Below are 13,706 nucleotides of genomic sequence, written 5' to 3' on the forward strand. Positions count from 1 at the left end.
AGAGTTGCCATCTTCACCGCGAATGAGCTGATCTGTCAGGATTTCCCCCGTGAACAGGGGTCGCAATGCCGTGTGCTCATGCCAGAATCAAGAGGATTCAGCAGCAACAGGGATTCCCCTCATGAAAGTCAGAAAAGCGATCTTCCCCGTCGCCGGTCTCGGCACCCGGTTCCTGCCCGCGACCAAGGCGCAGCCCAAGGAAATGCTGCCGGTGGTGGACAAGCCGCTGATCCAGTACGCGGTCGAGGAAGCCTACGCGGCCGGCATTCGCCAGATGATTTTCGTGAACGGCCGCAACAAGCGCGCCATTCCTGACCACTTCGACACCGCCTACGAGCTCGAGGCCGAACTGCTGGCCTCGGGCAAGAACGAGCTGCTGTCGATGGTGCACTCGATCAAGCCCGACGACATGGAGTGCATCTACATCCGCCAGCCCAAGGCCCTGGGCCTGGGCCACGCGGTGCTGTGCGCCCAGTGCGTGGTCGTCAACGAGCCGTTCGCGGTGCTGCTGGCCGATGACCTGATGGTCGGCAAGCCGCCGGTGCTCAAGCAGATGGTGGACCAGTTCGCCGAGTGGCAGGCCTCGATCCTGGCGGTCCAGGAAGTGCCCACCGAGCACACCAAGCGCTACGGCATCTGCGCCGGCACGCCGGTGTCGGACCGCATGATGGACCTGACCCACATCGTCGAGAAGCCGTCGCCCGAGGAGGCGCCTTCGCGCCTGGGCGTGGCCGGGCGCTACATCCTGACGCCGGGCGTGTTCCGCGAGATCGCCAACCAGCCGCGTGGCGTGGGCGGCGAGATCCAGCTGACCGACGGCATCGCCGCGCTGATGCGCCGCGAGAAGGTGTTCGCCTACCGCTACGACGGCAAGCGCTACGACTGCGGCAGCAAGGAAGGTTTCCTGGAGGCCAACGTCGAGCTGGCGCTGCAGCACCCGCAGCTGGGCGAGTCCTTCCGCAACTACCTGCGGCAGCTCGACGTCTGAGCCGGGTCCTGTTCCCGCGATGAACGACGGCCGCGATCGCGGCCGTCGTCGTTTCCGGGGTGGTGGTTCAGCGCCGGCGCAGCACGTGCACGAACTCGCCGTCCGCGGGGGCCTGCTGCTCGACCAGCTCGTTGCCGGTCTGCCGGCAGAAGGCCTGGAAGTCGCGCATCGAGCCCGGATCGGTGGCCAGCACCTTCAGCAGCTGGCCGCTGTCCATGTCCGCCAGCGCCTTCTTGGCCTTCAGGATGGGCAGCGGGCAGTGCAGTCCGCGGGCGTCGAGTTCCTTGTGGATGTCCATGGCGTGCGGGTTCGGGGCGGCAGAAGCGGTGGTGTCGATTCTAGCGAGCCGCCCCCCGGGCCGCTTCAGTCCTGGTAACGCCGCGTCAGCGCCTGCTGGGCGCCCGGGCCGGTGCGGTCCACCCGGTGGTAGTGCCCGTCGGCGTCCAGCGACCAGGCGTCAATGCGGTCGTGCAGGTAGGGCACCAGGCATTCGTCGATCACCTGCTGGCGCATGTCGGCGTCGCGGATCGGCCAGGCCACCTCGATGCGCCGCATCATGTTGCGGCTCATCCAGTCGGCGCTGCTGAGGTAGAGCGCCTCGTCGTTCTCGCCCGCGCCCCAGCGGAAATACAGCACGCGGGTGTGCTCGAGGAAACGCCCGACCACCGAGCGCACCCGGATGTTGTCGGTCTGTCCCGGCACGCCGGGGGCCAGCATGCAGGCGCCGCGCACGATCAGGTCGATCTGCGCCCCGGCCTGGCCGGCCGCGACCAGCGCGGCGATCAGGCCCGGATCGGTCAGCGAGTTGAACTTGACGACGATGCGCGCCGGCTGGCCGAGCAGCGCGGCCTTGCGCACCCGCTCCATGCGGGCGCACATCTCGCTGTGCAGGTTGAACGGGGCGACCAGCAGGCGGCGTGGTGTCTTCAGCGGGTTCAGGCTGGCCAGATGCTGGAAGATCGCGTCGGCGTCGGCCGTGATGTCCGGGTCGGCGGTCAGGTAGCCGACGTCGGTGTAGAGGCGCGCGGTCTTGGTGTTGTAGTTGCCGGTCGACAGGTGGGCGTAGCGTGCCATGCGCAGCCCCTCCTTGCGGGTGACCAGCAGCAGCTTGGCATGGGTCTTCAGCCCGACGATGCCGTAGACCACCTGCACGCCGACGGCCTCCAGCCGCTCGGCCCAGTTGATGTTGGCCTCCTCGTCGAAGCGGGCCTTGAGCTCGACCACCGCCAGCACTTCCTTGCCCCGCTCGGCCGCCTCGATCAGCAGCTCCATCAGCACCGACTCGGTGCCGGTGCGGTAGATGGTCTGCTTGATGGCCAGCACCTTCGGGTCCTGCACGGCCTCGCGCAGCAGCTCGATGACGGGGTCGAAGGACTCGAAGGGGTGGTGCAGCAGCACGTCACGCTCGGAGATGCTCTCGAACATCGAGCGGCCCCGCGGCAGGCGCTGGCGCGGCCACATCGGCTCGTGCGGCGGGAACCGCAGCGCCGGCGCCTGGCACAGGTCGATCAGCGTGTTCAGCCGCACCAGGTTGACGGGGCCGTTGACCCGGTAGAGCGCGGCCTCGGGCAGGTTGAACTGCGAGCGCAGGAAGTCCGACAGCACCGGCGGGCAGGTGTTGACCACCTCCAGGCGCACGGCCTTGCCGAAGTGGCGCGAGGCCAGCTCGCTGCGCAGGGCCTGGCGCAGGTTGGTGACGTCGTCCTCGTCGACATCGAGGTCGGAGTCGCGGGTGACGCGGAACTGCGAGAAGGCCTCGACCACCCGGCCCGGGAACATGTCGGCCAGATGGGCGCGGATCATGCTGGTCAGCAGCACGAAGGCCTGGCGCCCGTCGCTGAGCCGGTCGGGCAGGCGGATCACGCGCGGCAGCACCCGTGGCACCTTGACGATGGCGATCGAGTTCTCGCGCCCGAAGGCGTCGGCACCCGAGAGCTGGATGATGAAGTTCAGCGACTTGTTGAGCAGCTGCGGGAAGGGGTGCGACGGATCGAGCCCCAGCGGCACCAGCAGCGGCTGCACGTCGCGGTGGAAATAGCGCGCGACCCACTGGCGCTGCGCCTCGTTGCGCTCGGCGTGGTTCAGGATGACGACCCCTTCGCGCACCAGCGCGGGCATCACCTCCTGGTTGAAGATGGCGTACTGCTCGTCGACCAGCTCGTGCGCCTCGGCGGCCACGGCCCGCAGGTCGGTGCGGGCCAGGCCGCTGCCCGGGCCGCGGGCCGCCTCGACGGCGTCCGAGAAGCGCACCTCGAAGAACTCGTCCATGTTCGACGAGACGATGCAGATGTAGCGCAGGCGTTCCAGCAGCGGCAGGTCCGCGCGACGAGCCTGGGCCAGCACCCGGCGGTTGAACTCCAGCATCGACTGCTCCCGGTTGAGCAGCGGCAAGGATTGGGTGACCGATTTGATGACAGGCATCCGAATATCCTATGAAGATTCGGTGACGCCTTGATGAAAACCGCGGGCGTGTTGCGAACGGTTCGTGAATAGGCCGCGCCCGCGGCGCAAAAGCGCCGGACGCGTCGATCGGGGCAGGCCGGCGGTGCGGGTCAGGCCGTGACCACGGCCGGTGCGCTCGCTTCGCCCCGGGCGCGCAGGCGCATCGTGGCGGCCCAGTCGATGATTTCCAGCCGGCCGTCGTCGTGCTCGACCAGCGCGGTCAGGCTCTCGACCCAGTCGCCGTCGTTGGCGTAGAGGATGCCGTCGATGTCACGCAGCTCGGCATGGTGGATGTGGCCGCAGACGACGCCCTGCACGCCGCGGCGGCGGGCTTCGCGCGCGACCGCCTGCTCGAAGTCGCTGATGAAGCTGACCGCCCGCTTGACCTTGAGCTTGAGGTAGCCCGACAGCGACCAGTAGGGCAGGCCCAGGCGGGCGCGTGCCGAATTCAGGTGGCGGTTGAGCCTGAGGGTCCATTCGTAGGCGGTGTCGCCCACGTGGGCCAGCCAGCGCGCGCACTGCACGACGCCGTCGAACAGATCGCCGTGCGTGATCCAGAGCCGGCGGCCGTCGGCGGTGGTGTGGATGCAGTCCTGCACCACCTCGATGCCGCCGAACTGGTGGCCGATGTAGCGCCGCGCGAACTCGTCGTGGTTGCCGGGCACGAACACCACGCGCGTGCCCTTGCGGGCCTTGCGCAGCAGCTTCTGCATCACGTCGTTGTGGGCCTGAGGCCAGTACCAGCGCCGGCGCAGCTGCCAGCCGTCGATGATGTCGCCGACCAGGAAGAGCTGCTCGCACTCGACGGTGCGCAGGAAGTCCAGCAGCGCGTCGGCCTGGCAGCCGGGCGTGCCCAGGTGCACGTCGGAGATGAAGACCGTGCGCACCGACAGCGGGGTCGCCGCCGCGCCGCTGTCCTCGGGGGTTCGGGCGGGGGCCGGTTCGCTCGCCGCGAGCGGCGCGAACCAGGCATCGATGCGGGGGGCTTGGGCAGGCATGGGTGCATCGTCGGCCGTGGCCGTGACGGTGCGTTGAAGCCGATGTGAAACCCCGATGACGCCCGGCCGGGGCCGGACGCCGCCAGCGTCAGGACTGCACGCGCAGCTTCAGGCTGTTGACCCGGGTCCAGGCATCGAGCTCCTCGCGCAGCAGGTGCAGGGTGCGCGGGTGCTGCGCGGCCCAGGCCGCGTCGAGGTGCAGCAGCGCGCCACCGCCCCGCGGATCGGCCTGCAGCGTCGGCGCCTGGGCGTCGGGCTCGCTGCGGGCGTGGCACAGCAGCACGGCCAGGCGCAGCGCCAGCACCTGCCAGGCCATCTGCACGTCGGCCAGCGCCAGCTCGATCTTGCGCAGCCCGCCGCGCTGGCCCATCACCAGGTCGGCCAGGCGGCGCTGCTGGTTCTGCGAGAAGCCGGCCGCATCGACATGGCCCATCAGGTAGGCGCAGTGGCGGTGGTGATCGTGGTGCGAGATCATCATGCCCATCTCGTGCAGCGCGCCGGCCCAGCCCAGCTCGCGCCGGTGCTCCAGGCTGGCGCGGGGCTGGGCGTGCTGGAACAGCGCCAGCGCGGCCTGCTGCACCCGGTGCGCCTGGGCGACGTCGACGTGGAAACGCTGCTGCAGCTCGACCACGGTGTCGTCGCGCAGGTCGTGGTGGGCCGGGTCGCGCTGGGCGGCCAGGCGCTCGTCGAGGTCGAAGATCACGCCCTGGCGCAGCGCCCCGCGGGCGGGCTGCAGTGCCTCGATGTCGAACTGCGTGGCCAGCGTGCGCAGGATGGCCAGGCCGCCGCCGAGCACGGCCCGGCGCTCGGGCTTCAGGCCCGGCAGGTTCAGCGCGTCGATGCTGCCGGCGGCGATGCACCGGGCGATGCACCAGTCCAGGCCCGCCAGCGTGATGCGCCCGTCGGTGATCTGGTTGGCGGCCAGCAGCTGCGAGACCGCCCCGGCCGTGCCGGAGGAGCCCAGCGCCTCGACCCAGTGCTCGCGCGCGAAGGGCTCGAAGGCCTCTTCCAGCTCGGCGCCGGCGGCGATCTGGGCGGCCTCGAAGGCCGGTGCGGTGAAACGGCCGTCCGGGAAATACTGCATCGACAGGCTGACGCTGCCGATGCGGAACGACTCGGCGCGCAGCGCCTGGCTGCCCTGGCCGAGGATCATCTCGGTGGAGCGCCCGCCGATGTCGATCACCAGCCGCTGCAGCGCCGAGGGCTGCAGCCGGGCGACCCCCTTGTAGATCAGCCGGGCTTCCTCGCGGCCCGAGATGACCTCGACCGGGTGACCCAGCGCCTCGCAGGCCCGCTCCAGGAAGGCGTTGCGGTTGGTGGCCTCGCGCAGCGTCTGGGTGGCGACGGCGCGCAGCTGCTGCGGCGGGATGCCCTGCAGGCGCTGGCGGAACCGTGCCAGGCAGGCCAGGCCGCGCGCGGCGGCCTCCTCGCCGAGCCGGCCTTCGCCGTCGAGGCCGGCGCCCAGGCGCACGGTGTCCTTCAGGTAGTCGATGCGGCGGTAGCGGCCGCGGCTGAGCTGGCCGATCTCGAGCCGGAAGCTGTTGGAGCCGATGTCGATGGCGGCGAGCACGCCGCGCCAGGTCAGTCCGGCGCCATGCGCGGAGGGATCGGCCGCGGCGGCGGCACGGGCGGCGTCGTTCGAGGGCAGGGAAGACATGCCGGGATTGTCCATGCTGAAGACCCTTTCATCCCGCGCCTGCAGGGTCGCTTCCTAGAATCGTTGTTTTCCTCGACCAGGAGACGGTGATGGACGATGCGGTGGACCAGAGCGATTTCGACAGCCTCGTGCCCGGGCGCGGCGAGCTGAGCCGACGGGCCTTCGTGCGGACCTCGGTGGGCTGCGGCTTTGCCGCCGCGGTGCTGCCGGTGGCGGCGCAGAGCGTCATCTCGACGCCGGCCGACGGGCTGGTCGCCGGCCCGGTGAGCATCGACGTGGCGGGTGTGCGCATGCCGGCCTACCGCGCGGCGCCAGCGGGCCGCACCGGCCTGCCCGTGGTGCTGGTGGTCAGCGAGATCTTCGGCGTGCATGAGCACATCGCCGACGTGACCCGCCGGCTGGCGCGCCAGGGTTACCTCGCGATCGCGCCCGAGCTGCTGGTGCGCCAGGGGGACGCGGCCCGCTACACCGACATCGCCCGGCTGATGAGCGAGGTCATCGCCAAGGTGCCCGACGCCCAGGTGATGAGCGACCTGGACGCCACCGTGGCCTGGGCCGCCACGCAGGGCGGTGACGTGAAGCGCCTGGCGGTGACCGGCTTCTGCTGGGGCGGGCGCATCACCTGGCTGTACGCGGCGCACCAGCCGATGGTGCGTGCCGGCGTGGCCTGGTACGGTCGCCTGATCGGCAACGGCACCGAGCTGACGCCGCGTCATCCGGTCGACCTGGCCGGCAGCCTGAAGGCGCCGGTGCTCGGCCTGTATGGCGGACAGGACGGCGGCATCCCGCTGGCCACGATCGAGCAGATGAAGACCGCGCTGGCCGCCGGCAGCGATCCGGCCCGCCGCTCGATCTTCATGGTCTATCCGGACGCGCCCCACGCCTTCCACGCCGACTACCGGCCCAGCTACCGCAAGGAGGCCGCCGAAGACGGCTGGCGGCGCTGCCTGGAGTGGTTCCAGGCCCAGGGCGTGGCCTGAGCGGCACGGGGCGGGCCCGGCCCGCCTCGCTGATCCGCCTCGTTGATGCGCATCAGCGAACCGGCCGGGCCTGTCGCGGGAATGCTGCAGTCGCGCCCCTACACTCGCCGGGCTCGTGCTCATTGGAAACGTCTTGAAGAACTCTGCAGATCGTCGTGGCGGCTTGGCCGCTCGCTGGTGCCGGCCCGTCGGCGTGTGGTCGGCCGCAGTGCTGATGTCCGCCCTGGGGGCGCCGTTCGCCCTGGCGCAGCCGGCGGTGCCGGCGGCCACGGCGCCTGCCGTGGTGGCCTCGGGCAAGCCGCCCATCTTCGTGCTGAACTCGCTGGATGCGACCATCAGCGTGATCGATGCGGTCACGCAGGCCGAGATCCGCCGCCTGCCCACCGGCAAGGAGCCGCACCACCTCTACCTGTCGCCCGACGAGAAGTCGCTGCTGGTGGCCAATGCCGTCGGGGACTCGATCACGCTGGTCGATCCGCGCACCGGCCTGATCCAGAAGGTGCTGACCGGCATCGTCGATCCGTACCACCTGCGCTTCTCGCCGGACATGAAGTGGTTCGTCACCGCGGCCAACCGGCTCAACCACCTCGACATCTACCGCGTCACCCGTCCGGCGGCGGGCGGCTTCGAGCTGGCGCTGGCCAAGCGTGTGCCCGCGGGCAAGACGCCCAGCCACCTGGCCATCGACACCCGCAGCACGGTGGTCTATTCGAGCCTGCAGGACAGCGACCAGCTGATCGCCGTCGACCTGGCGACCCAGACGCCGCGCTGGACCGTGCCCTGCGGCAAGATGCCGGCCGACGTCTACCTCACGGCCGACGACAAGACGCTGCTGGTGGGCCTGACCGGCGACTCGGTGGTCGAGGCCTACGACGTCAGCGTCAACCCGCCGAAGCTGATCAAGCGCATCCCCACCGGGGCCGGCGCCCACGCCTTCCGTGCCTGGGGCGACAAGCGCCACGTGCTGGTCAGCAACCGGGTGGCCAACTCGATCAGCCGCATCGACACCCAGACGCTGAGCGTGGTCGACACCTATCCCGGCCCGAGCGGCCCGGACGACATGGACCTGACGCCCGACCGCAAGTTCATCCTGCTGGCCTCGCGCTGGGCGGGCAAGCTCACCATCATCGACACCGAGACGAAGAAGGTGGTCCGGCAGGTGCCCGTGGGCAAGTCGCCGCATGGCGTGTGGACGCTGGAGCATGCGGGCCGGCTGTGACCTGAGCCGCCGCGTGCGGGCGGCCGCGGCCCTCGCCCTCCGGGCGGTGGCCGCCGCGGTGCTGGCCGTGCCGGCCGGCGTGGTCTCCTCGGCGCCGGTCGCGCCGCTCGCCTGTGCCCGGCCGCTCTTCCTGACCTTCGACACCGGTCACATGGGCGTGGCGCCGCTGGTGGCCGACGTGCTGGCCCGCCATCAGGTGCGCGCCACGTTCTTCCTCGCCAACGAGAGGACGCTGACCGACGGCAGCAGCCTCGATGCGCAGTGGGCGCCCTGGTGGAAGGCGAGGGCGGCCGAGGGCCACCTGTTCGGCTCGCACACCCACGACCACGTCTACTGGCGCGCCGACCGCCCCGACGGCCGCTTCGACATGCGTGCGACCTTCGGCCCGGACGCCGGGCGCACGCGCGTGATGGACGCGGCGGCCTACTGCGCCGAGCTCGACCGCTCCGCCACCCGCTTCACGCAGATGACTGGCCAACGCATGGCGCCGCTGTTCCGGGCGCCGGGGGGCAAACATTCCCCGGCGCTGCTGGCCGCGGCCTCACGCTGCGGCTGGGCCCACGTGCCCTGGAGCCCGGCCGGCTTTCTGGGCGACGAGCTGCCGAGCGAGCGCTACCCGAACCGGATGCTGCTCGAGCGTGCACTGCGCGACATCCGCCCGGGTGACATCCTGCTGGCCCACCTGGGCATCTGGTCGCGCCAGGACGTCTGGGCGCCGGCCGTGCTGGAGCCGCTGCTGGACGGCCTGCGCCAGCGTGGCCACTGTTTCGCGACTCTCGCCGAACACCCTGCCTACCGGGCTGCGGTGGCGCGGGGTCGTCAACCCTGACCCCTGTTTCCCATGATCGAGATCCTGTCCCAGGCCTTTGCTGCGGCTCAGCAGCTGCTGTTCGAATCGATGGTGCAGCCCCTGGTGTTCGCCCTGGGCGGGGGCTCGATCCTCGAGGACGCGTTCGCGGCCACCGGCTGGCTGCTGGTCGGCCTGCTGGAGATCGTGGTGATGCTGCTGGTGATCGCCCCGCTGCAGCGCTGGCGGCCGATCCAGCGCCGCCGGGACGCGGCGGCCGTGCGGGTCGACGTGATCTACACCTTGATCCACCGGCTGGGCCTGTTCCGCGTGGCGATGTTCTTCGCCTTCGATCCGCTGTGGAACTCGTTCTGGGGCTGGCTGGCGGTGCAAGGGGTGTCGGGCTGGCAGCTCGATTCGCTGCTTGCCACCGCGTGGCCCGGCGTGGCCGACAGCGCGCTGGCCAGCTTCCTGGTCTACCTGGTCGTGTTCGACCTGGCCAACTACCTGATCCACCGCGGCCAGCACCAGTTCGACTGGTGGTGGGCGCTGCATGCCGTGCACCACAGCCAGCGCGACATGACGATGTGGACCGACAACCGCAACCACCTGCTCGACAGCGTCATCGTCGACATCCTGATCGTGCAGCTCGGCCACGCGATCGGGGTCGCCCCCGGCCAGTTCGTCGCGGTGGTCGCCTTCAGCCAGCTGCTCGAGAGCCTGTCGCACGCCAACCTGCGCCTGAGCTTCGGCTGGCTGGGCGAGCGCCTGCTGGTGAGCCCGCGCTTCCACCGCCTGCACCACGGCATCGGCGTCGGCCATGAATCGCAGGGCAAGGGCACGCTGGGAGGCCACAACTTCAGCGTGCTGTTCCCGGTCTGGGACCTGCTGGCCGGCACGGCATCGTTTGCCGCCCGCGACCCGGCCACCGGCATCCGCGACCAGCTGCCCGAGGAGGGCGGTCGTGACTATGGCCGGGGGTTCTGGTCCCAGCAGCGGCTCGGCCTGCAGCGGCTGCGGGCGGCCCTGACGGCCCGCTGATCCACGCGGGTGGGTGGCCGGTCGCGGCGGCTTGCGGCTATCCTCGTGCGCATGTCACAAGTTCTAGCAGCCTTCTGGCGTGCGGCGGCGTACACGCTGCACCCCCGCGTGATCCTCCTGTCCCTGCTGCCGGTGCTGCTCGCCGGTGGCCTGGCGTCCGGGCTGGCCTGGTACTACTGGGAGGGGGCCGTCGACGCCGTGCGCGTGACGCTGGAGCAGACCGCGCTGATCGCGCCCGCCATGCTGTGGCTCAACCAGATCAGCGGGGGCATGTTCCGCTCGGTCGTCGGGCCGCTGGTGGTGGTGCTGGTGGCCGCGCCGCTGCTGCTGATCCTGTCGATGCTGCTGGTGTCGGCCTTCATGACCGGCGCCATCGTCCGGCTGGTGGCGCGGCGGCGCTTCCCGTCGCTGGAGCGGCGTTATGGCGGGCGCTGGTGGCAGTCGCTGCTGTGGTCCGTCGGCGGCACGCTGGTGGCGCTGGTCGCGCTGGTGCTGTCCATGCCCTTCTGGCTGCTGCCCCCGCTGGCGCTGCTGCTGCCGCCGCTGATCTGGGGCTGGCTGAGCTACCGGGTGATGAGCTATGACGCGCTGGCCGAACACGCCAGCGCCGAGGAGCGCCAGCAGCTGATGAAGGAGCACCGCTGGCCGCTGTTCTCGATCGGCATGATCACCGGCTACCTGGGCGCGGCGCCGTCGCTGGTCTGGGCCTCGGGGGCCATCTTGCTGCCGATGGTGCCGCTGCTGCTGCCGGTGTTCGTGTGGCTCTACACGCTGGTGTTCGCGTTCGCCGCGCTCTGGTACACCCACTACGGCCTGGCCGCCCTCGAGGTCCAGCGCAAGAAACGCAAGGCCGCCGTGCCGGCGTCCCCGCTGCAGCCCGTCTCCTCGTCGCCGGCGGCGCTGCCCGGCAGCGGCGGCCCGGCGGCCCTGCCGTCGGTGGCGAACGGCCGCTGAAGCCGCCGTCCCGGTCTTTCCTCCCCCACAGCTCACGGTTTCCACATGAACTTCGGCCTCATCATCATCGGCGACGAGATCCTCTCGGGCAAGCGCCAGGACAAGCACATGGCGCGGGTCATCGAGATGCTCGGCGCCCGCGGACTGACCCTGTCGTGGGCCGAATACCTCGGCGACGATCCGCTGCGCATCACCGCGGCCCTGCGCCGGGCGTTTGCCGGCGGGGACATCGTGTTCTCGTGCGGGGGCATCGGCGCGACCCCGGACGACCACACCCGCCAGTGCGCGGCGGCGGCGCTGGGCGTCGAGCTGGCGCTGCACCCCGAGGCGCGGGAGCTGATCATGCAGCGGGTGCGTGCCATGGTGGCCGAGAAGGGGGGATCGGCCGAGCCGGATCACCCCGACACCGTCCATCGCCTGAACATGGGCCTGTTCCCGGTCGGCGCGCAGATCATCGCCAATCCCTACAACCAGATCCCCGGCTTCTCGGTGGGCGACGTGCACTTCGTGCCCGGTTTTCCGGTGATGGCCCATCCGATGATCGAGTCCCTGCTCGACGCCCGCTACCGGGCGCTGCACGGCAGCCACCAGCAGCGTGAATGCTCGCTGGTGGTCTACGGCGCGATGGAGGCGAGCCTGACGCCGCTGATGATCGAGATCGAGGCCCGTTTTGCCGACATCCGGGTCTTCAGCCTGCCCAGCGTCGATCACCCGGTGCATGGCCGCCACATCGAGCTGGGGGTCAAGGGCGTGCCGGGACCGGCGCTGGAGGCGGCCTACGCCCACCTGCGAGCGGGCCTGGATGCCCGTGGCGCGAAGATAGGCCCCGAAATGGTGCGCCCCTGAACGAGGCGAAATCACCAAGTTGGTGCAAATGATCAGCATCTGCCGTCGCATCCTTCACGGCCAGGCGCGGATGGTGTTCTGGCTTGCACCGACGACGGGCAGAGGCACGGATTCTGCTACATTGCCGTGCGCCCTGGGGTCGCCTCAGGGCCGTAGCTGAATTTCATTCATATACCCGCATCTCTCGCTAGGAGCCTCCTGATGGCCAAGACCGTCGCCGACGTGATGAAGCTGGTGAAGGAAAACGAAGTCAAGTTCGTCGACTTCCGTTTCACCGACACCCGTGGCAAGGAACAGCACGTGTCCGTGCCCGTTTCGCACTTCGATGAAGACAAGTTCATCTCGGGTCACGCGTTCGACGGTTCGTCGATCGCCGGTTGGAAGGGCATCGAAGCCTCGGACATGCAGCTCATGCCCGACCCGAACACGGCCAACATCGACCCGTTCTTCGAAGAGCCGACGCTGATCCTGTCCTGTGACGTGATCGACCCGGCCGACGGCAAGCCCTACGAGCGCGATCCGCGCTCGCTGGCCAAGCGTGCCGAGGCCTACATGAAGTCGACCGGCCTGGGCGACACCGCCTACTTCGGTCCGGAACCCGAGTTCTTCGTGTTCGACAGCGTGCGCTGGGGCGCCGACATGTCCGGCTCCTTCTGCTCGATCGAGTCGGAAGAAGCGGCCTGGAACACCGGCAAGGACTACGAGCACGGCAACAAGGGCTTCCGCCCGACCGTCAAGGGTGGCTACTTCCCCGTGCCGCCGGTCGATTCGGGCCAGGACATGCGCTCGGAGATGTGCCTGATCCTGGAAAGCCTGGGCATTCCGGTCGAAGTGCATCACCACGAAGTGGCCAACGCCGGCCAGATGGAAATCGGCACGCGTTTCAGCACGCTGATCGAGCGCGCCGACTGGGTCCAGCTGCAGAAGTACGTGATCCACAACGTGGCCGCCGCCTACGGCAAGACCGCCACGTTCATGCCCAAGCCCATCGTTGGCGACAACGGTTCCGGCATGCACGTGCACCAGTCGGTCTGGAAGGACGGCAAGAACCTGTTCGCCGGTGACGGCTACGCCGGCCTGAGCGACTTCGCGCTGTACTACATCGGCGGCATCATCAAGCACGCCCGTGCGCTGAACGCGATCACCAACCCCGGCACCAACAGCTACAAGCGCCTGGTCCCGGGCTACGAAGCCCCGGTGAAGCTGGCCTACTCGGCCAAGAACCGCTCGGCCTCGATCCGCATTCCGTACGTCGCCAATCCGAAGGGCCGCCGCGTCGAAGCGCGTTTCCCGGATCCGCTGATGAACCCGTACCTGGGCTTCGCCGCGCTGCTGATGGCCGGCCTGGACGGCGTCGAGAACAAGATCCATCCGGGCGAAGCCGCCACGAAGGATCTGTACCACCTGCCGCCGGAAGAAGACGCGCTGATCCCGACCGTGTGCTCGAGCCTGGAGCAGGCCCTCGAGTACCTGGACAAGGGTCGCTCGTTCCTGACCAAGGGTGGCGTGTTCACCGACTCGTACATCGATGCCTACATCGAACTGAAGATGCAGGAAGTCCAGCGCATGCGCATGACGACCCATCCGATCGAGTTCGACATGTACTACACCCTGTGAGTCCGCGCAGCCGCTCGTCGGCTGCGTGCCTCACGGCAAGCGAGACGGCCTTCGGGCCGTTTTTTTTTGTGTCACTTGCCCACCGCGGCCGGGTGCGCGGCGTCCTGATGCCTTGCCGGACGCATGCGCGTCGCGCGGGGGGTCGATACTGGACGCCTTCCCATCGTGTCCACCCGA

At 69.7% G+C, this 13,706-nt stretch carries 12 protein-coding genes; 8 read left to right on the forward strand and 4 right to left on the reverse strand.

The window, feature by feature from the left end:
• The first annotated feature begins 121 nt into the window (after positions 1 to 121).
• Positions 122 to 988 (forward strand): UTP--glucose-1-phosphate uridylyltransferase GalU, encoded by an 867-nt coding sequence (gene galU / locus C7444_RS13860; RefSeq protein WP_110401445.1) that lies wholly within the window; start codon positions 122 to 124, stop codon positions 986 to 988.
• Positions 989 to 1,055: 67 nt separating this feature from the next.
• Here galU and C7444_RS13865 read toward each other — a convergent pair whose 3' ends face one another.
• From C7444_RS13865 to C7444_RS13880, 4 genes are all read right to left on the reverse strand, one after another.
• The gene (locus C7444_RS13865; protein WP_110401446.1) at positions 1,056 to 1,286 is read right to left on the reverse strand and encodes a sulfurtransferase TusA family protein; all 231 of its coding nucleotides are present in this window, start codon (positions 1,284 to 1,286) and stop codon (positions 1,056 to 1,058) included.
• A 65-nt stretch (positions 1,287 to 1,351) separates the two neighbouring features.
• Positions 1,352 to 3,409 carry a polyphosphate kinase 1 gene (gene ppk1 / locus C7444_RS13870; RefSeq protein WP_110401447.1) on the reverse strand — a complete coding sequence of 686 codons (2,058 nt, stop codon included), beginning with the start codon at positions 3,407 to 3,409 and terminating at the stop codon, positions 1,352 to 1,354.
• A 131-nt stretch (positions 3,410 to 3,540) separates the two neighbouring features.
• Positions 3,541 to 4,428, reverse strand: a complete 888-nt coding sequence (locus tag C7444_RS13875; protein WP_110401448.1) for a UDP-2,3-diacylglucosamine diphosphatase — start codon at positions 4,426 to 4,428, stop codon at positions 3,541 to 3,543.
• An 88-nt stretch (positions 4,429 to 4,516) separates the two neighbouring features.
• Entirely contained in the window at positions 4,517 to 6,085 is a 1,569-nt protein-coding gene (locus tag C7444_RS13880; RefSeq protein WP_110401489.1) for a Ppx/GppA phosphatase family protein, read from the reverse strand.
• Positions 6,086 to 6,174: 89 nt separating this feature from the next.
• On the opposite strand from C7444_RS13880, the gene C7444_RS13885 reads away from it, so the two are divergent.
• From C7444_RS13885 to glnA, 7 genes are all read left to right on the forward strand, one after another.
• Positions 6,175 to 7,065: a dienelactone hydrolase family protein gene (locus tag C7444_RS13885; protein ID WP_110401449.1), complete on the forward strand. Its 891-nt coding sequence runs from the start codon at positions 6,175 to 6,177 to the stop codon at positions 7,063 to 7,065.
• A gap of 214 nt (positions 7,066 to 7,279) precedes the next feature.
• Positions 7,280 to 8,284, forward strand: a complete 1,005-nt coding sequence (locus tag C7444_RS13890; protein WP_245909570.1) for a YVTN family beta-propeller repeat protein — start codon at positions 7,280 to 7,282, stop codon at positions 8,282 to 8,284.
• A complete protein-coding gene (locus C7444_RS13895; RefSeq protein WP_110401450.1) occupies positions 8,268 to 9,113 on the forward strand; it encodes a polysaccharide deacetylase family protein in 846 nt (281 codons plus the stop codon). The genes C7444_RS13890 and C7444_RS13895 overlap by 17 nt, the downstream gene beginning before the upstream one ends.
• A 12-nt stretch (positions 9,114 to 9,125) precedes the next feature.
• On the forward strand, positions 9,126 to 10,112 hold the full coding sequence (locus tag C7444_RS13900) for a sterol desaturase family protein (RefSeq protein ID WP_110401451.1): 987 nt from the start codon (positions 9,126 to 9,128) through the stop codon (positions 10,110 to 10,112).
• A gap of 108 nt (positions 10,113 to 10,220) precedes the next feature.
• Positions 10,221 to 11,066 carry an EI24 domain-containing protein gene (locus C7444_RS13905; RefSeq protein WP_245909571.1) on the forward strand — a complete coding sequence of 282 codons (846 nt, stop codon included), beginning with the start codon at positions 10,221 to 10,223 and terminating at the stop codon, positions 11,064 to 11,066.
• A 45-nt stretch (positions 11,067 to 11,111) separates the two neighbouring features.
• A complete protein-coding gene (locus tag C7444_RS13910; RefSeq protein ID WP_110401452.1) occupies positions 11,112 to 11,912 on the forward strand; it encodes a competence/damage-inducible protein A in 801 nt (266 codons plus the stop codon).
• 201 nt (positions 11,913 to 12,113) lie between these two features.
• Positions 12,114 to 13,529: a type I glutamate--ammonia ligase gene (glnA, locus tag C7444_RS13915; RefSeq protein ID WP_110401453.1), complete on the forward strand. Its 1,416-nt coding sequence runs from the start codon at positions 12,114 to 12,116 to the stop codon at positions 13,527 to 13,529.
• Positions 13,530 to 13,706: the final 177 nt, after the last annotated feature.

Origin of the sequence: Sphaerotilus hippei (genome assembly GCF_003201595.1) — a bacterium.
Classification (GTDB): domain Bacteria; phylum Pseudomonadota; class Gammaproteobacteria; order Burkholderiales; family Burkholderiaceae_C; genus Sphaerotilus; species Sphaerotilus hippei.